Annotated in this window: 15 protein-coding genes and 1 pseudogene; 9 read left to right on the plus strand and 7 right to left on the minus strand. The window is 61.2% G+C overall.

The features are described 5' to 3' along the window. Nucleotides 1-27: 27 nt before the first annotated feature. Complete coding sequence (locus MYCSM_RS32215) at nucleotides 28-504, plus strand: DUF2231 domain-containing protein (RefSeq protein ID WP_015297706.1); 477 nt, start codon at nucleotides 28-30, stop codon at nucleotides 502-504. Here the strand turns inward: MYCSM_RS32215 and MYCSM_RS32220 are convergent. Both MYCSM_RS32220 and MYCSM_RS32225 read right to left on the minus strand, forming a co-directional pair. Next, nucleotides 451-1085 (minus strand): annotated as a pseudogene (locus MYCSM_RS32220) (VIT1/CCC1 transporter family protein). The gene MYCSM_RS32215 and the pseudogene MYCSM_RS32220 sit on opposite strands and share 54 nt — an antisense overlap. 238 nt (nucleotides 1086-1323) lie before the next feature. Then, a complete protein-coding gene (locus tag MYCSM_RS32225; protein ID WP_015297707.1) occupies nucleotides 1324-2457 on the minus strand; it encodes a VIT1/CCC1 transporter family protein in 1134 nt (377 codons plus the stop codon). 484 nt (nucleotides 2458-2941) lie between these two features. On the opposite strand from MYCSM_RS32225, the gene MYCSM_RS32230 reads away from it, so the two are divergent. Further along, nucleotides 2942-3229 carry a hypothetical protein gene (locus MYCSM_RS32230; protein ID WP_015297708.1) on the plus strand — a complete coding sequence of 96 codons (288 nt, stop codon included), beginning with the start codon at nucleotides 2942-2944 and terminating at the stop codon, nucleotides 3227-3229. Here MYCSM_RS32230 and MYCSM_RS32235 read toward each other — a convergent pair. Together MYCSM_RS32235 and MYCSM_RS32240 are read right to left on the minus strand one after the other, a co-directional pair. Continuing rightward, nucleotides 3216-3425: a three-helix bundle dimerization domain-containing protein gene (locus MYCSM_RS32235; protein ID WP_015297709.1), complete on the minus strand. Its 210-nt coding sequence runs from the start codon at nucleotides 3423-3425 to the stop codon at nucleotides 3216-3218. The genes MYCSM_RS32230 and MYCSM_RS32235 overlap by 14 nt on opposite strands. 434 nt (nucleotides 3426-3859) lie before the next feature. Further along, complete coding sequence (locus tag MYCSM_RS32240; RefSeq protein WP_041315756.1) at nucleotides 3860-4813, minus strand: DUF4226 domain-containing protein; 954 nt, start codon at nucleotides 4811-4813, stop codon at nucleotides 3860-3862. A gap of 203 nt (nucleotides 4814-5016) precedes the next feature. Between MYCSM_RS32240 and MYCSM_RS32245 the strand changes: the two genes are divergently transcribed. After that, nucleotides 5017-5805, plus strand: a complete 789-nt coding sequence (locus MYCSM_RS32245) for a DUF2637 domain-containing protein (protein ID WP_015297711.1) — start codon at nucleotides 5017-5019, stop codon at nucleotides 5803-5805. A gap of 10 nt (nucleotides 5806-5815) precedes the next feature. On the opposite strand, the gene MYCSM_RS32250 is transcribed toward MYCSM_RS32245, so the two are convergent. Then, entirely contained in the window at nucleotides 5816-6109 is a 294-nt protein-coding gene (locus MYCSM_RS32250) for a thermonuclease family protein (RefSeq protein ID WP_015297712.1), read from the minus strand. Nucleotides 6110-6130: 21 nt separating this feature from the next. Here MYCSM_RS32250 and MYCSM_RS32255 point away from each other — a divergent pair, with 21 nt between their 5' ends. The 5 genes from MYCSM_RS32255 to MYCSM_RS32280 all read left to right on the plus strand — a co-directional run bounded on the left by MYCSM_RS32255 (nucleotide 6131) and on the right by MYCSM_RS32280 (nucleotide 16191). Then, nucleotides 6131-7354, plus strand: coding sequence for a tyrosine-type recombinase/integrase (locus MYCSM_RS32255; RefSeq protein ID WP_015297713.1), 1224 nt, complete (start codon nucleotides 6131-6133; stop codon nucleotides 7352-7354). After that, entirely contained in the window at nucleotides 7354-9753 is a 2400-nt protein-coding gene (locus MYCSM_RS32260; RefSeq protein WP_015297714.1) for a tyrosine-type recombinase/integrase, read from the plus strand. Before MYCSM_RS32255 ends, MYCSM_RS32260 begins: the two co-directional genes overlap by 1 nt. 870 nt (nucleotides 9754-10623) lie before the next feature. Further along, nucleotides 10624-11826 (plus strand): XRE family transcriptional regulator, encoded by a 1203-nt coding sequence (locus tag MYCSM_RS36455; RefSeq protein ID WP_015297716.1) that lies wholly within the window; start codon nucleotides 10624-10626, stop codon nucleotides 11824-11826. A gap of 19 nt (nucleotides 11827-11845) precedes the next feature. Further along, complete coding sequence (locus MYCSM_RS36460) at nucleotides 11846-12697, plus strand: hypothetical protein (RefSeq protein WP_015297717.1); 852 nt, start codon at nucleotides 11846-11848, stop codon at nucleotides 12695-12697. Continuing rightward, on the plus strand, nucleotides 12682-16191 hold the full coding sequence (locus MYCSM_RS32280) for a DEAD/DEAH box helicase (protein ID WP_015297718.1): 3510 nt from the start codon (nucleotides 12682-12684) through the stop codon (nucleotides 16189-16191). Before MYCSM_RS36460 ends, MYCSM_RS32280 begins: the two co-directional genes overlap by 16 nt. Before the next feature lie 58 nt (nucleotides 16192-16249). Here MYCSM_RS32280 and MYCSM_RS32285 read toward each other — a convergent pair whose 3' ends face one another. Beyond that, nucleotides 16250-16630, minus strand: coding sequence for a thermonuclease family protein (locus tag MYCSM_RS32285; RefSeq protein ID WP_015297719.1), 381 nt, complete (start codon nucleotides 16628-16630; stop codon nucleotides 16250-16252). A gap of 18 nt (nucleotides 16631-16648) precedes the next feature. Then, nucleotides 16649-16825 (minus strand): hypothetical protein, encoded by a 177-nt coding sequence (locus MYCSM_RS37505; RefSeq protein WP_157681571.1) that lies wholly within the window; start codon nucleotides 16823-16825, stop codon nucleotides 16649-16651. Between the two features lie 187 nt (nucleotides 16826-17012). Here MYCSM_RS37505 and MYCSM_RS32290 point away from each other — a divergent pair, with 187 nt between their 5' ends. Beyond that, the gene (locus MYCSM_RS32290; protein WP_041315764.1) at nucleotides 17013-17450 is read left to right on the plus strand and encodes a hypothetical protein; all 438 of its coding nucleotides are present in this window, start codon (nucleotides 17013-17015) and stop codon (nucleotides 17448-17450) included. Nucleotides 17451-17597 lie beyond the last annotated feature (147 nt).

Below are 17597 nucleotides of genomic sequence, written 5' to 3' on the forward strand. Positions count from 1 at the left end.
CCCTGTGCGTCTATTGAGGAGTGATAGTTGTCGACGTTCAACGGGCTGCCCGCCCACGTCTTGCTCGTGCATTTCATCGTTGTCTTGGCCCCGCTCACCGCCGCCCTCGCGATCATCTGCACGTTTTGGCCGGCCGCACGCCAACGATTGGTATGGCTGGTGCTCGCGCTGGCGGTGATTACCGCAATTCTCACGCCATTGACCACGGATGCAGGCGAATGGCTGGCGAAACGCAAAGCCCGGTCCCCACTACTGCATGCACACACCCACCTAGGCGACACGATGGCGTACTTCTCCATCGCATTGGTGGCCGCGGCAGTACTGATCGTCTTCGTCCACCTTCGGGAAGGGCGTGGGAAATCACTGAAACCCGTTGCGCGGTGGCTTATTGCAGCCGTCGTAGTCATCGCCAGCATCGCGACGACGGTGCAGGTTTACCGAATCGGGGACTCAGGGGCCAAAGCGACATGGAGCAAAACCGTAGCCGTGGCACCGTCGAGCTAGGTACGCGGAGTATTTGTTGCCGCGGCGCCCACGAAATGCCCGATGGCATAGGTGATACCCAGAGCCAGGCTGCCCCCGATAATGTCGTGTGACTGCGCGTTGCTTGCGCGCCCCGCCCAGACCTGCCGATACCGCTCCTGTCACCACGAGGGCTACGAGCACCGCTGCGACGGTCACCAGAATTCGGACTGTGCTGGGCGGCAACAGGATTGCGATCAGTGGCAACAGTGCGCCGACAGTGGACGCCAGCGCAGATGATAGGGCGCCTGCCAGGGGTTGGTCAGATCATCAGGATCGATACCTAGCTCTAATTCACCGTGCGCAGCGAACGCATCGTGATCGGTGAGTTCCTTGGCGACCGTTCGCGCTGTCGGTGTCGATAATCCTTTGGCCTCATTCAGCGCAGCAAGCTCGTCCAGCTGCGGCAGCCGGGTCGTCGCCCAATTCCCCGCGTTCCTGTTCAGCAGTGCCCGCTCGGTGTCACGCTTGGTGCTGACCGATACATACTCTCCCAACGCCATCGCCGCAGCGCCGGCCGCCAGCCCGGCGATTCCCGCGGTCAGGATCGGGCCTCGCGCCACCGCCGCTGCCGCAACTCCGACCAGCGCTGTTCAGCTGCCTTCGAGACGACTTCGAACGCACCGTGCGGCCGCGAGTCGCTCAGCTTGTATACCGCGGTCGACACATCGATGCAGCGGCACAGACGTTGTGTCTTCCAAATTGTCGGGCTCGGGAATGAGGTGGGAGTGACGTCTATCCCGCGATGATTTTCCGGTCGCGGCGCTGTTGTATGACTGCAGCATGACAACCGCGTAGTGACTATCCGGCGCCGAGCCGTACCCCGGTGATCGCGCTGGCCAAGTGTCCGATGAGGAAGACGAGCAGTGCAGCGATTCCGCCGACGAGCAGTTGGCGTGTCCCCGATCGCAGTCCGCCGCGACCGTTTAGCACGCCGATGGTGGCACCGACGCCGAAAAGGGCAAGGCCTGCCAGCGCAATCGCCGCGACGAGCGCAGCCACACCCGACCCGAACATGTACGGCAGCACCACCACGACCGCGCCAACGGCGAACGCGAAAAGGCTGGAAAGCGCTGCCGACCACGGTGAGCCGAGTTCATCGGGGTCAAGCCCGAGTTCCTCGCGCGCCATGGTGTCAAGGGCGGACTCGCGGTCTTTCATGATGGTGATCGCGACGCGCTCGGCTTCGTCTTGGTCCAGTCCTTTGGCCCGATAGATCAAGGCGAGCTCCTCGGTTTCTGCCTCTGGGTCATCGCGCAGTTCCTCCTCTTCGAGGGCGATCTCACGCTGGTAGGACTCTTGCTGGCTGCGCATCGAGATGTACTCGCCTGCGGCCATGGACAACGCTCCAGCGAGCAGTCCGGCCAAGCCGGCGAACAGAATGACGGCGGCGCTGGCACCTGAGCCCGCGAAGCCCATGACCAACGAGGTGTTGGACACCAGGCCGTCGTTAACGCCGAAAACCCCGGCCCGCAACGCACCTGAACGATCACCACGGTGCCAGCGTTCGAGGCGACGAATGCTGCCTGGGTCATCGCTGCCGCCGCCACTCCGCAGGTGGGTCAGCACACGAGCATGCGAACGCTCGTCGATGGCCATCGCCGAGGTGGCGTCGGGATCGTCGTGGTAGAGCCCGGCGTCAGCGTGCTCGGCGCGCTCTAAAAAGGGCAATACCGCGTCCAAGGAGAACCGCCGCGCCAGCCACGACACGGCGCGGGCGCGGATGCCCCGCGATCGCGGCCCGGGCACCGGCTCCCCCAGTTCGGCGAGTTTGTCGGCCCAGTGCGCGGCATGACGGCGCTCCACGGCGGCGAGTTCGTTGAGGACATCGCGCCGGTCTCCCGTTGCCGCTTCGGCCAATCCGGTATATAGGTCGGCGCTGCGCTGCTCGGCGGCTAGTAGCTCCCGAAACCGATTCGCTTCCCCGCTGCCCACGATCGCTCCTTCGCGCTGTTGATCCCGGCACACGCGCCAGCGGGAGGCGTTAAGCCAGAACGGCCACCCACGGCTACACGGGGATTAACGCCTCGATTTTTTGGAATGATTCCACTCAAGATGTCATCGCGGGAATGATGATCATCACGGCAGACAGGGACGCGAGGGCGGAGAGCGGAACACAACTAGGAAGGGCCCTGACAGATTAGCCAAGCCCGACCCCGTCTACTTCCCAGGACGAGCGCGCCGCAGGCCGCGCGGTCCATGGTCAATAGCCTCCTGACGTCGCTGTTACCGCGACGCCGAATCCATGGCTATCGGCCCGATTTCGGCTACGGGTACATAGAGAAAGGCCATCGAGATGTGCCGGCCGGTGGAAGCGCCAATCACCAACGGTCAGCACGCGGTGCCTGCCGAGCCGACGCTCACAGGTGATTGACGCGATCGAGTAGCACCTACTGCGGCCGTCGGCTAGTTTTTGGCGATGGCTACTCCCAGCATGCCCCCAGCAGCTGTCGCGCAGGGCTCCGACTCCCTGCAGGCTGCCTACTTTCGGGGCGCGCTGGCGGATCAACGGGCCTTGATCGCGGCCCACATGGCCCGGCAAAGCAGCAAGCTGCAGTCGATGACGGCGGCTGGGGCGAATGAACTGGCCATCACGCGATTGCGGCGCCAGGTCCGTGAGAACGAGGCCGAAATCCGTCAGCTCGACCGGATGATCGGCGCGATCGACCGCCGGTTTTCGGCGTCTTGGACCATCACACAGTCGTAGCGGTCAGCTTTTCGAGCTCGCTTTTTGCGTGGCGCTCGACGAATAGGGGGACGAAGTCGCGTAGCGGCCTGCCGTCATATCTGGAGTGCACGTCACGAACGACGGACGACACCGTGGATTCCGAAATGGTGGGATATCGACCCATCAGACGCAGGACTAGCTGGTCGATGATCGTCTGTTCGCTCAACTCGATCACCCCCAAAGTTTGACGTCCGTTCACCCTGCCGTCAACTTGGTCAATAGGTGCCAAGTGACAGGCATGGCCATTAGGTGGCTGGAACCGTCCGATCGATGCTTACCAATGAAATGACCTCGGGCCTAACGCTTTTCGATTACTATGATGGAATCCGGGGCCGGGCGCGACGAGTGATCCCGTCCACGACCTCCGTTCAATCGACGTGACAGCCGGGCCTATTCGAGGTGTTTCTGTCCGGCAGAGGGATATGCGCAAGACGTCTGGCGCGCAGGGCATTCAAACTCACAGCTAACGTTCAGGTGAACTGTCCGGCGATCTCGAGTTCGGCGAGTCTGGCCTCGAGGTACCCGGGCATGCAGCCCCGACGTACTCGAATCGAGTTGTCGCTCACCGCAGCACCTGAGGCGACAACAGTCGTCCGCGGGCGGATTGACTTAGTCCGGACACCACCAGCCGGGCAGGTACTCCACGTAGTTCGATGGGGCGAGCTGGCCCGGCGGCACGTGGATGACGTCACGGACGTCGATGGGTTGTTGTGGTGCGCCCCAAGGTGGTTCGGGTTGGTAGCTTTGGCGTGGGTCAGGAACAAAGACGCCCGGTATGAGTTCGCTTGTGCCGTACGGGCCCAGACCGCCCGGCTTGACCGTCGTGATCTTGGAGATGTCTAAAGGGTACTGCGCCGGCGGCGGCGGGTCGTGCATCGTCAGGCTGTTGTCTTGGTACGGGTAGTACAGATCGGGCCCGATTTGGGTGTATCCGTACGGAGCCGTCTGGCTCGGCGGGACATGGATGATCTTGGTGACATCGACCCAGTACCGCGGATCTTTACCGTGCGGCGGATCGCCTGATGCCGGTGTTTGCGGCGCATCGCCGTGGCCGGAGCCGACCGCTTCACTGCGGCTACCCGACCCGTAGCTGAGTGCGCGGACGTGACCGGCGATGTCGCCGGCCTGGCGCTGAGTGGAGTTCACGACGTCGTTGGCCTGTGCCACCTGAGAGCGCAGCGCGGCCAGCACTGTCCGCTGGGCCGCCGGCGTCTGCGCAGTCGCCGCGGACTGCGCGATCACGCGCGTCTGGGCGGCGATCGCATCCATCTGGCGCGCGCCGGCCTGAGTCGCCGCGACTGCGGCGCTCAGCTGAGATTCCAGCGCGCTGTCGGTGCGGCCGGCGTCTGAGAGGCGTTGGGTCTGCCCGGTGACGAACTCGCTGTGTCGGTCGATCAGGTCACCGGAAAGGTCCGCGGTGCGCCGGCCCGTGTCGCCCACCGACTCCGAGGCGGTATGTAGCTGGGCTCCCGCTGGCGCCGTCTGCAGGGGCGACGGTCCAAACAGCGAGCGGGCGCGCTCGACCAGGGCCACGGCTTCGGCAGCGGCCTGCGCAACGGTCACCGATCTAGTATCGCCCATGCTCGGCCGTGCTGCCGACGCATATAGCGGCGTGCCAGGGGCGGGCATCGGCGGCGACTGTTGAATCCAAAATTTGTGCATGGTGCGACGGCCACCGTCGAATACGCTGAACAGAGATCGGGTTCGAAAGCGCTGGAGTCTCAGCGCCACAGGTGAATTCGCGGCGCGGATAAGAGAGGACACAATTGGACCGAACGCCGGCAGATGCCACGGTCGTCGGCTCCTCGCTGCCGGGTGTTGTGCGGTTCTATTGGGGCTGGCTGGTTTTCGCCACTTCGGTGTCGGTGCTCGGCAATATTACGCATGCCCTTCTGGTCGCCCCGAGCCCCTTGCGCATGCTCGCCGCAGTCGCTTCCGTCGTACCACCGGCATTCGTCTTGGGGTCGACTCACTCGGTGGCGTTGAGCCTGAGGATGCGCCGGTTTGCACCGATCTACGTACTCGGTCTGTTGATGACAATGGGAGTCGCGGCGTGCGCATTCTTTTTGTCTTTCGATGCGCTGCGCGGGCTCGCCGTGATCCTTGGGTGGTCACCGGGACGGGCATGGCTTTTCCCCCTCGCGATCGATGTTTCCATCGCGCAGGCGACATTCGGATTGTTGGCACTGGCTCCCCCGGCGGCCACTTCACCGCTTATGCGGGCTGTTGCGGCCGACGATCGGTCGACGGTGAGCCGGGCGCCAGCATCTGAAGGGCCGGAACATCTTTCACCCGACGATGCGCGCCATGCGGCAGCGGGCCAAGAAGCCGGTCCATCGTTTTCGGTCGCGGAATCGGAGGACATCGTTGAGTGGACGCCGACAGCACAGCAGCTGGTCCGCAACGGAACGACATCCAAGGACCCCGAAATCGTCGCCGCGATCCTCGCTGAACATGCTGCCGGCACCCCGCCCGGCACCATCAGCCGCCGCAGCGGCGTGCATCACAGCACCGTTGGCCGCATCCTGGCCGGCGCGGCGGCGCTGACACGTTAGGCGAACACGATCAGTTCGGGACCGACGCCGTCTGGCCGTAACACGGCGGACCCCACAGTCCGCGGCCCGCGGCCTTGGCTTCTGTTTCGGCGGCGGCGATCTCGTCGGCCCGAGCCGACGGATGGTTGTGATAGATGTAGGAATGGGCCATGCCGGCGCGGGCCGCTTCGACCGAGTAGTCCCAGCCGTCGGCCTTGTCCAGATAAGCCAACGTCCTGTTAACTGCAGTTCGACTTATCCACAGGTGCGACTGAGCAGCCGGAATTTGTCTGTTGCCGCGCTTAGCCTCCATCCAAATTGACATCTTCCGATCCCGGAGGCAGCGATGGACGATGGGTCCGAATTGAGGGCCGTGGAAGACCTGGACGTGCCCAAGACTGGCGCGGTCATGCGCGGCGAGACCATCTCATTGCCGTGGCGACTCGTCGATGGATCAGGCGGCGGCATCGAGCATGTGAACCTGTGGTTGGCAGAGCTGTACGCGTGCGATAGTTCGGCTGCGACGCTGCGCGCATATAGCTATGACTTGCTCGCCTGGACGCGCTTCCTCGAAGCCATTCAGATCCACTGGGCCCGAGCAGCGCGATGGGAGGTTCGTGACTGGGTGCGGTGGTACCGGTCCTGCGAAAACCCGCAGCGCCGGCGCGGGTCGAGTTCTGGAAATCACCGGCCAGCCGCCGGCTCCGTCAATGAACTCACCGGGAAGACCTATCTCGAAGAGTCGTACTCACGGTCAACGATCAACCGCCGACTCTCCTCGCTGAGCAGTTTCTACGAATTCGCCGTCGAGTCGGACCTCGGACCACTGGTGAACCCAGTACCGAAGTCACGCGGGGAACTGACAAGGGTGGATGCGCACCGACAGCATTTCGACACCGCACGGCACGCCAAACGCGCTCCGTATCGACAGAAGCGGGTGGACCGCAACCCGCGAGCGCTCAGTGATGCCCTGTATGAAGAGGTGTTCGCCGCCCTGACGACCAACCGGGACCGAGCGATCGTCGCGACCGCCGTGTCCGCAGGTCTTCGCGCCAGTGAACTGCTCAGCATGCGCCGCGGAATGCTGCACGCTGCCGATCAGACCGCAGACATCATTCCCAAAGGCGGACGCGGAAACCGAGTACTTGTCCGCATTAGCCCCGCCGCGTATCTCTGGATCGCCCGATACCTCGCTGAGCGGCCCATCGAGCCTCCCGAAGAACCGGTCTGGATGACGCTTCGTGGAAAGCCAAGACCGCTGACATATTGGGCGATGAGGCAGGTCCTCGAGCGGACGAACGCGGTATTGGGGTCCAACATCACGATGCACGACTTCCGCCACACGTTCTGCATGCGGTTAGCCGAGGACGAAAACCTCACTATCGCTGAGATGCAGGAACTGATGCGACACTCCTCGATTGCCAGCACGACTAGATACCTCAGGCCGACCCTCGATGATCTGGTGGAGAAACTGGACAGCCACTGGAATCGACCACCCACACCAGCACCAAAACCTGCCAATGGCTATGCCGCAGAGGATCTTCGAATCTTGTTTGGACGGGCCTTCTGATGCCGCGCGTACTAACGCGCGCACAGTCAACGACGAGCGGTCAGGCTTACTTCAACTATCCGGTCGAAGTCCTGCCGTCATTGTCGCCAACCCGCGGAGGCCATCCGTGGTTCGGCAATCAGGTCAATCCTCATGAGCGGGAACGGATCATCGCCGCGGCGTCACCACTTGTCATGGCGAGGATGAGCAGAGGGTATCGCGGCGAAGCGGTCGCCCTGTCGGGCGCACGTTTGTGGCTGAGCCGTCTGCTGGACTGGCTAGACACATTTCCGGGTGAGAGCTATCAGGACCGCTGGATCGCAAGCAATTCAGACGATCAACCGCAGTCGTGGTGTCCAGCGCTGTCGACGGGCTCGCACACTCGGTTGGGAGCACGGCTGTCGATCAACGCACTCATCCTGCTCGGCGTAATCCGTCCTGGCCACGAGTGGCTCATCGAAAACAAGCAAGCGCGCTTCTACCGCGACTGGACGACCACGCACGAACCCGACGCGTGGGACAGATACTTCGACGCCGCCGAGCAAGAGCGCGCACCCGAAGCGAAAAAATGGGGCACTGCGACGCACCTGGTGCGCATCAGCATCGTCAACGGCTTGCCGATCACAGCGATACGAAGTCAACATGTGATCGCCTACCGCAACTTCCTCACCTCAACCGGTCGCACACCGGGCGCCCTCCTTGCGATGTGGCACTATGGCCGGCGCGCAGGTCTCTTCGCTGGGGAGGCGGACGACCTGCGGCACTACATCATCGCTAAGCGCCTTACGCCCGCCGAACTTGTCGACCGCTTCAACGTCCAAGCACCCACAGTGCGGCGACTGCTCATCGCATACCTCGCCGAAATCGCTGTAACGCAAGACTACGGCAGCCTCGACGGGACGAGTCGCAATCTCGTGAAACTCTTCTGGAAGCCAATCGAAGAGGCCAACCCCGGCATCGACACGATCAACCTCACCAAGGCCCAGGCAGCCGAATGGAAGAATTGGCTACGCACCAAGCCTGACGGCACGCCGCGTCGGCACGCCGAAAGCATCCTCGGTGCGGTGCGCAGCTTCTACCTCGACATCGCGGCCTGGGCGCACGAGGATCCCGCCGCGTGGGCCACCTCGGCGGTCTCATGCCCGGTCAGCGTCCGAGACGTTCAGGGACAAGAGAAGCGCCGCGCCCACCGCGCGCACCGCATGCAGGCGCGCACAAGGACTCTCGCGCCGCACATCGATGCGCTAGTCGCCGCCGCCGAACAGGCTTACCGCGAGGCAACGGAGCTCCAAGCTGCCGCCCAGGCGCCTTCCTTCGGAGCGCCATTCACGGTGCATGGGACCTCGTACATCAAGCACAAGCCGGGACGGCAGGCCGATCAGTCGAGGGTTCATGTTGTTCACGGCGGGTCGGAGAAACGTCTTGACACTCAGTACGCCGTCACCCGCGCATTCATGACGTGGACAATCATCGAGATCCTGCGTCATACCGGCATCCGGATCGAGGAGCTACTGGAACTGACACATGTCAGCATTAAGCAGTATCGAAAACCCGATAGCACCGTTCTTCCGCTCCTACAGATCGCACCAAGTAAGACCGATCAAGAACGCGTCTTCCCGTGTAGTCCCGATCTCACCGCGGCGTTGGCGCGACTGGTGACCTTCGTCAGCATCGACGACCGAGTTCCACTGTGCTGCCGCGTCGACCGGAGTGAACGAGTGGTCTCGGCGCCCATGCCGCATCTCTTGCAGTTCCGAGAAGCAGGTCGGTCCAGGGTGATCCACGAAACCACAGTTCAAAAGTGGTTGACCGAATTGGCCAACAGCCTTGGCTTGGCGGACGCCGATGGAACTCCACTACACTTCACTCCGCACGACTTTCGGCGGATCTTCATCACCGACATCGTGAACGCAGGCTTCCCCATCCACCTTGCCGCAAAGATCGTTGGCCACAACAACATCGAGGTCACGCGCGGCTACACGGCTGTGTATCAAAAGGATGTTTTCGATGCCTACGAACGTTTCATCGACAAACGCCGACAAGCGCGCCCGTCTGCCGAATACCGGGAACCGACTGAAGCCGAATGGGACGAATTCATCGAGCACTTCGGTCAGCGCAAGATCGCGCTCGGCAACTGCCACCGACCATACGGAGCGGACTGCGTGCACGAACACGCGTGTATCCGCTGCGACTTCTGCCAAGTCGATCCAAGTCAGTTGGGTCGACTCGACGAAATCCGTGACAACTTACACATTCGGGTCAAGGAGGCCCAACGGAACCAGTGGCTGGGAGATGTCAATCAGCTCAGGATCACCATCGAGCATGCGGATCGAAAAGCTGAACGTATCGCCGGCGGCGTTGCCGCGCAGGTTCCACTCGTCGTTGCCGGATTGTCGTCGCGCGCTGTTCCGCCGGATTGAGTGGCCCCGACACGCCGATGGTTCATTCTGGCGCAGAAAATGCTGACGTTCCGCATATTCTGAAACAGTGAGTGAACAGGAACGGATCATTCAGCTTATGCGCACCTCTGCAGTCATCGATGCGATCCGGTGGGCTTTTACCTCGGCGAAGGCTCGAACGCTCGAGGACTACTCAGAAGACGCTGGCTACGACGCGGCTTGGCTTGGCAGCACTCGCTTCGCATTGTTCCGTGACAGGCTCGACCGCGTTTTCTCGTGTGGACGCTACGAGGTCCGGCGAGGAGCAGAGCCGACTGCTGGACTAGACCTAGTCCACGCTGAGTTGACAAAGCAAGATGTAGAGGCGATGCCCGTTCTACCCCATGACAGGGTGCGTAGGGCAGATCTAAATAAGAGCCCCGGCTGGGCGCTCGCAGAGACTCGGCTCCTACTCGCGTCGTCCGCGTTCGGCGATGTGGACCACATTCCTTGGCCGCAAAAGAGTCGTACGAAACAGCTAGTGGCGAAGCAGGGAGCGACAGAACCGGCACCATCTCTATTCGACGAACTTCCTGAAGACGAAGTGGGCGGGCTCGCGGAGGCATTAGCGGAGAAGGAACTCGATCTGGACACGTATGTTGTGGCGCATTCGCTCGATCCCGTCAGCGAACAGGCCGAGCTCGTCCTTGGGCGTCCACGATCAAATGACGGCGGAGGTACCGCATGGCACTGGCGCGAAAACCTTCTCGGTCAGCCTCCGTCAGGCGGGAACCGTCAGTCCCTACCTCAGCCGCCTTCACCACCTGACTCTGAACCTGATGCGGTCGTCCGTCTTCGCATTGCGCCGAAGACGCAAAGTCCACGGAGCGCTAGCGGCCAGCGGTGACCGAAATGTCGTCGGCCGACGCCTCGGCACTATTCGATGGGTCGCGCCTCGCGTTAGCACGACAACTCGCCGGACTCAGGAAGGCCGACATCGCGAAGATTGTGCGGAAGAGCCCGAATGCAGTGGCAGCGTGGGAATCTGGTGCGAAGCGTCCTGTTGCCGCCAATGTCGGAGAGCTAGCCTTGGCATTGGGAGTTGAACCCGGGTTTTTTGCGGCGCGGCAGCGTGACTACTCACTTCTTGCTGGCGTTCCGCATTTTCGCTCTCTACGTTCGACTACGCAGCTCAGTCGGGACCAAGCTGTCGCATACGGACAGTTGGCGCTGGATGTTGCCTCATCCATCGAGCGCTACGTGGAATTCCCATCAGTGGACCTTCCCGAGGTCCCCTCTGACACAGAAGACTCCAGTGATCGCACGCCCGAGACGGCTGCACATATTGTTAGAACCGCATGGCAGCTGAGCGATGGGCCGGTACGCCACGTGATTCGACTACTCGAAAACCATGGCGTGTTAGTGATTTTCAGCCCGTCGCAATCAGCTGCGGTCGACGCATACTCTTTCGGATCAGACATCCGCCCAGTCGTAATTCTCAACCCAACCAAGCGCGACTACTACCGCCAGCGCTTCGACAGCGCGCATGAACTCGGTCACCTCGTCATGCACGGTGACGCCGATCCTGGCGGCCGAATCGTCGAGGAGCAGGCGAACCGGTTTGCGGCTGAGTTTCTGATGCCGGCTGACCAAATTCGCGAGTCATTACCTATAGCGATGGGAGGCGGAGTCTGGGCAGATCTGGCGCGGCTCAAGGAAGAGTGGGGGGTCAGCATGCAAGCACTGCTATTTCGCGCCAGACGGCTCGGTTGCATCGGAGACGTGTCTTACCGCAATGCCATGACGACGATATCAGCACGAGGGTGGCGACGAGCCGAGCCTGGAGAAGTGGAGATCATGGAGCAACCGTCGTTGTTGCCAAAGGCAATCGAGCTGCTAAGTGCTGAGGGCTTCGATGATGACGCGCTCCGTAGCCAGAGTAGGGTCCCGGTCGACCTCTTCCAGATAATCACCAGCCGTAAGCCAACAAGTATCGAACCGCAAACCGATACTCATCGCTGCCAAGGTTTCGATCTCGATAACCGCCAAGTCATTTCGCTCTTGCAGACCGGGCACAACCCTTCTCGGCGGGCCAAGTCGACATGCTCCTCGTGACAGCCGGTCACCTCTGATCGTGAGTACCGCGGGGACCAGTCTCACAGAGCTCTTGCAGCTTGTTGACGGTAGTGCAACAGCCAACGTCGAGTATGTTGTTGGCGGCACAAGGCTTTCGGAAGAGTCACGCGAAATGGCTGCACAGATGCTCGCCGACGACGCGATGACAATCGCGTGTGGCGCCCATTCGAAGGTGCTCGCCGATTGGCGCAACCGTCGCGATGGCGGATCGTCTTTGAGCGGATCGCGACAGCGAGCCGTCGCCACGTACGTCTCCATAGCCTTTGGCTTACCTGATGCTCCGGCAAACGAGAACCACGTCCAAGGTCATGTCGCTGAACTCTTGTGGAATCGCTTGATGCAAGAGCGAACCCGATGCCGCGATGGACGAGAGCTTGTACGTGTGCACTCAGTCAAAGTTGATCCCTTGGAGCCGGGGGGTGACGGACTCGTGGTATACCGCAAAGGATCGGACATGTTGGTTTTCCGGCTATGGGAGATCAAAAAGCATGACGCAAGAAGATACCTGTCGTCGACGATCAACAGGGCTAGTAGTCAACTGGTAGATCGTGGACCGGAATACCTGGCGAAACTCGCGGGTGCGGAAACGATAACTGACGATGCCGCGCTTGGTGACCTCTACGACAACATGGTTGAGCTCTGGTACGACCGTAGTGATCGCGCCGGTGTTGGTGTGTCGGTCGGCACTTCAGATCACCACGCACCGAAGAAAGCCACTGTCTTCCGATCGATTCGGACGCGATTTCCCGAGTTTTCGGAGCCAGCGCAGACAGAGGGATTAGTCGTCGCAGTGCCCAACTTCCCGAGCTTCGTCGAGCGGGTGAAGGAGATCGTGTGGAGCGGTCTCTAGATCTTCAACTTCTCGATGAGGCGCTTGGCGGTCGAACAGGATTGCCCACGCCCGAAGAACTACAGCAGCTGATGGCTGACGCCGAAGTTCAACTCTTGCTTCGACAATCGAGTATCGATCAACAGCTCATCGACACGGCGTGGTATCTACACGGCGTCGCTTCGATCGACCAGGCGCGACAACGCTACACGTTGGGACGACAGCGACAGGCTTTCCTAGTCAGCGCCCATATATTTGATCTGACGCTCAATCAGTCTGGGTGGACACCTGCCGAGCGGCTGTCTTTGGGCTTCGCAGCGGCGATCGGATACCGCCGAGGTAATAGGGATCCGAACGCCACGGCGATGATGAACAGGCTTAGGGATGTAGTTGACGTCGAATCCACAGTTGTCGACCACTTTGGAACACTGTCGCTCGAGGCAGGACTTGCATTCCTCGGATTTGAGACCAGGACGCTATTCACGTGGTTCCGGACGTGGCGTCAGCAGCTGGCGACGATCGCGGTGGACTCTCAACTTTCGGACTTGACGGCTACCGTATTCGGACCGACCCAGATGGTTGTACTTGGCGCAGAAGACCTTCTGAACTACTTCTCGCGAGGAGACGTAGAAAGGTTGGCGCGGGGTCGAGAGCGACTGCGGATGGTTGCCACAGGCGATGCCGGCCCGGAAGATTTGAATTCTAGATGGGTCGCGGCTCACCTCTTGCGGTTCTCCGGTGAGGCTGAGGCTGGATCGCTATGGAACCCAGAGGTCGTTCCTCCCTCTGTCCCGACACTCGTCCGCCAGGCCTTTACGATCGGAAATCCTCCGATTCTCTGCCTATGGGAACCTCAACGTGAACTGTTGAGTGGCTCGCGGTCGCCCTTGGACGAAGACGTTCGGCGGATGGTTTTGTCAGTGCCGACAAGTGGCGGGAAAACCCTTGTTGCTCAGATGCTTGCGGTCGAACACCTCGCGCGGACTAACCGAAGCGTCTGTTACGTCGCACCTACCCGGAGTCTAGGTCGAGAAGTTCGTAGATCGATGTCTAGCCGTATACGGATCCTCCAGCGCGAGACCGGGAGCGATCAGCCCGACTACTCGCCGTTCTTGAGCTTTTTGTGGAGTCTCGATGATCCCGGCGCACAGGCAGATGTGGAGGTCATGACACCAGAGCGGCTTGGTCACCTACTGCGTCATGACGCTAATGGCGTGCTCGATCGCTTCGGAATGTTCATATTCGACGAGGCGCAGTTGATTAAGGAGGCTGGACGTGGCTTCGTGCTCGAGTCCGTCATAGCGTTTCTCGACTACCTGACCGCCGATACAGAGCACCAAATCGCACTTATCTCGGCAGCGATGGGCAACGGTGGTGGCATCGCGCAGTGGCTGGACCCTGCGGGCAATTGTCTACTCCATGAATCGGATTGGCGCGGCCCGCGGCGTCTTCACGCTGTGTTCAACACGAAGGCACTCTGGGGCACGACGCAGGTCGAGCCCACCACGGGCAGCAAGTGGAAATACCGGCACACGACGGAACTGGAAGGCGTCATCCGGCTGCGAATGGCTAACGGCCAAGTTAAACAGCTTGTAACTACAGGGGACACTGGATGGCGACTTGTTCGGAAGTCGAAGGACGGCAGCGACTTTCCTAGTGAGATCGAGATAGATAGGACTCGCCAAACCCCCAACTACAAGATCGCGAGTGACATGATTGGCGAGCTCGGGCATGCCGGATCTGTACTAATTGTCGCCTCTACACGAAAGCAAGCGCAGCAGTTGGCGGGTGCATTGGCTGCATCGCGCGATGAGCAACCATCTCTGACGCTACTGGTGAACTTCGTCGAGCAACAGCTCAGCGCGAATCACCCGTTGGTTTGGATGCTCCGACGCGGAGTGGGATTTCACCATGCAGGACTACCAATCGAAGTGTTGGAAGCGCTGGAGGAAGCAGTGCGGCGCGATGAACTCCCCTACCTTGCGTGTACTTCTACCTTGACAGATGGAGTTAACCTTCCGGTTCGCACCGTCGTCATCTATGACCAACCGTTTCCTGGTCAGCACGAAGATAGTCATCTCAGTGGAGCACGCCTCGTGAACGCGATGGGACGTGCGGGTCGTGCGGGGAAGGAAACCGAGGGTTGGATCGTCTTAGTACGCGCTGCCGCTCCCTCGGAAACAGACTTTTCCGACCTCAATCCGGATGGAGACGCCCTTGCAGTGACATCCTCCATGATCACTGATGGTGCCCTCGAGTCGTTCGCCGAACTTGAGCAAGCACTGCGGAATGATCAAGATGCCATTTTTCAGGCGGCGGCAGAGGCGGCCGACTTTGTCGGTTTTGTTTGGTTGGTGTTGGCAACCGAGGAGGCGCACGGTGTTGACCCGAACACTGTTGACCTTACTCGCGTGGTCGACTCTACATTGGCCGCCCATCAATCCTCGGCTATGCGGGAGCTTTGTGTACAGATCGCCTCGCGCACACGAGATCGATATGTGGCGACCGACTCGTCAGCGCGTCGAAGATGGGTTCGCACAGGCACATCCATTGCGTCGGCACGGACGATCGACGACATGGCAGGCGAGGTAGCCAATGCCGCGATGAAGTTCGTTGAGGGTAGTTCCGCGGCCGAACTCGTGATTCCCGAGGTAGCCATTTCATGGCTGTCCGACGTATTTATCGAACTGTTGAATTTGAACGAAGCTCCGTTGTGGCGCTTTCGAACGAGCGTCCAGGGCGGTGATATAGACGTTAAACCCAGGGACTTACTCGCAGGATGGGTGGCGGGGAGGTCGCTGCCCGAGCTGGCCAATGGCTTCTTACGCGCAGCCTCCGATGGTGCGTGGCGCATTGAACAGATGGTGGATGTAGTCACCACACATTTCGAGCACTATTTCTCATGGACCGTTGGCGCTTTGATTGAGCTAGTGAACCGACGCCTGGCAGAGGCTTCGCTCAACGTTGAGGTGTGTCCAGAACTCGGCGGATACATACGGTACGGCGTCAACAGTCCGCAAGCACTGCTGCTAATGACATCGGGCATACGCTCGCGTCGCCTGGCCCATGCGGTGACCTCTCATCTACCGGGCGGGTTGGCGCCGGGGGTGGCTGGTCTCCGGGAGTGGCTCGGGACGATGTCAATCTCAGCGTGGCGCCAGAACTTTGGCGCCACGTCGACGGAAGTCCTCGATCTCCTCGAATTCACGCGACCACGTAGTCGCAGCCTGTTAAAGACGCTGCTCGAAAATGGCAGTGTCTCCGTCCATCTGCCCGCAGGCCCCAGTAACCCGGCTAAATACGATGGTCCCGTCACGCTTTTGCCGGTCGCCGGCGAGCCGCTGCCGGAGCCGCTGGCCGTTTATGTCGATGGAGAATTTGTCTCCGTAATCGCTTCGCAGGATCAGGCTGACGTAGATGCGATCCTTGACACCGGACTCGACGTTGAGTTGACGCTCGAGGCTAGCCAAGACTCGGTGTCGCTACGGGTGGCCTTACCAATTGTTGACGACTAGGGACTGTAGGTCGCAGACGTCAACAACTCCCCTACCCTCGATATGGACTGGCTCTTGACTACTGCAGATAAGTGCGGCCATACCGGTCGTAGGTGCCCTGCCCCGGATCGGTGATGAACGCGACGCGCTGGCCGAGCAGCGTCTGCTTCGCGAACTCGGATGCTTCGGGTCCCCAGCAGCCGACGGTGTAGCCGGGCTTCTTGGTTTCGGGTGTATCGATTCCCAACAGGCGGATGCGCAGCCGTCCGCGGACGTCGTCGACAATGTCGACAGTGTCGCCGTCGACCACCTTCAACACCGTCGCCGTCGTCGCGACCGGATCGGCGCGCGCTGCGGTGACATCTACCAAGGAAACGACCACGGTGAAGGTGGCCGCGGCGAGGACGAGTCGAGTCAGGCGATGCACATTCGCAATATCCCGCAAGACACCGACATACATGCCGGCATCGCCGGCTAGTTACGCGACGCTGGCCTCTCGGTCAGCGCGGCATGCAGGAAGCGTCAGGTCGCGCAACAGCTGAGCGATGCTGACATCACGGCGCTGCGCCTCGCCCCGCAGCACGTCGTAGTCTGCCGGGCTCAGGCGCACATAAACGCCCTCGGTGAGCTTGCGGGTCTCGGTCCCACGGCTCATGTTCACTCCTCTGGCGCCGTCGTGATCATCTGCGCGGCGGTGCGCGTGCTGCTAGTTTACAACATCGATGTCCTTAATTAGCGACATCTGCCGCAGAGCACTTTGCGGATGTCGCTACCCTGCCGTTATTTAGGAGCATAATGCTCTTACGGACCGAACGCACGGTCCGCGCCCGACCGGATCGAGGATGACGCCGCCCAAGCAACCACCCCCTGGCGTTGAGACGACACCACAAGGACCAGTGGTGCCGTTGCAGGAGGCTGCAACCCGACTGGGCAAGGATCCGCGCACCGTCATCCGCGCGATCACCGCCGGCGACATCCGCGGCGGTGCGATTCCGCGCCCCGAACGCCTGCGCTGGTATGTCTACACCGACGAGCTTCCGCCACCGCCCGGTCCCACTCCCCCACCCGTCAGTCGCGAGCTCGACGAGTTGCGCGCCCAACTCGTCTCGCAGATCGAAGCCAACCGGCTGCTGATCGCCGCCCAACAGGATCTACTTGACGCCGACCGCTCGACTAGCGAAGCCGCCGATAAGTACCGCGCGGTCGCCCGCGAGTACCTGAATGCGTTGTCGCAGTTCATGACTCCCGGAAATTTGGGTGAGCTCGCCGATCAGTTGTAGGTGGGGTGAGCTAACCGGCGTGGTGTTCTGCGTTGGGGCACACAGCGAACTCGACGGCGGCCAGTCTGATGCTGGGTGCTCAACACCACAGTTGCACCAACGGCCATCTAGCAGCAGAAAGACGAACGCAACCGGCCCTAATTCCGC

This window comes from Mycobacterium sp. JS623 (assembly GCF_000328565.1).
Lineage (GTDB): Bacteria > Actinomycetota > Actinomycetes > Mycobacteriales > Mycobacteriaceae > Mycobacterium.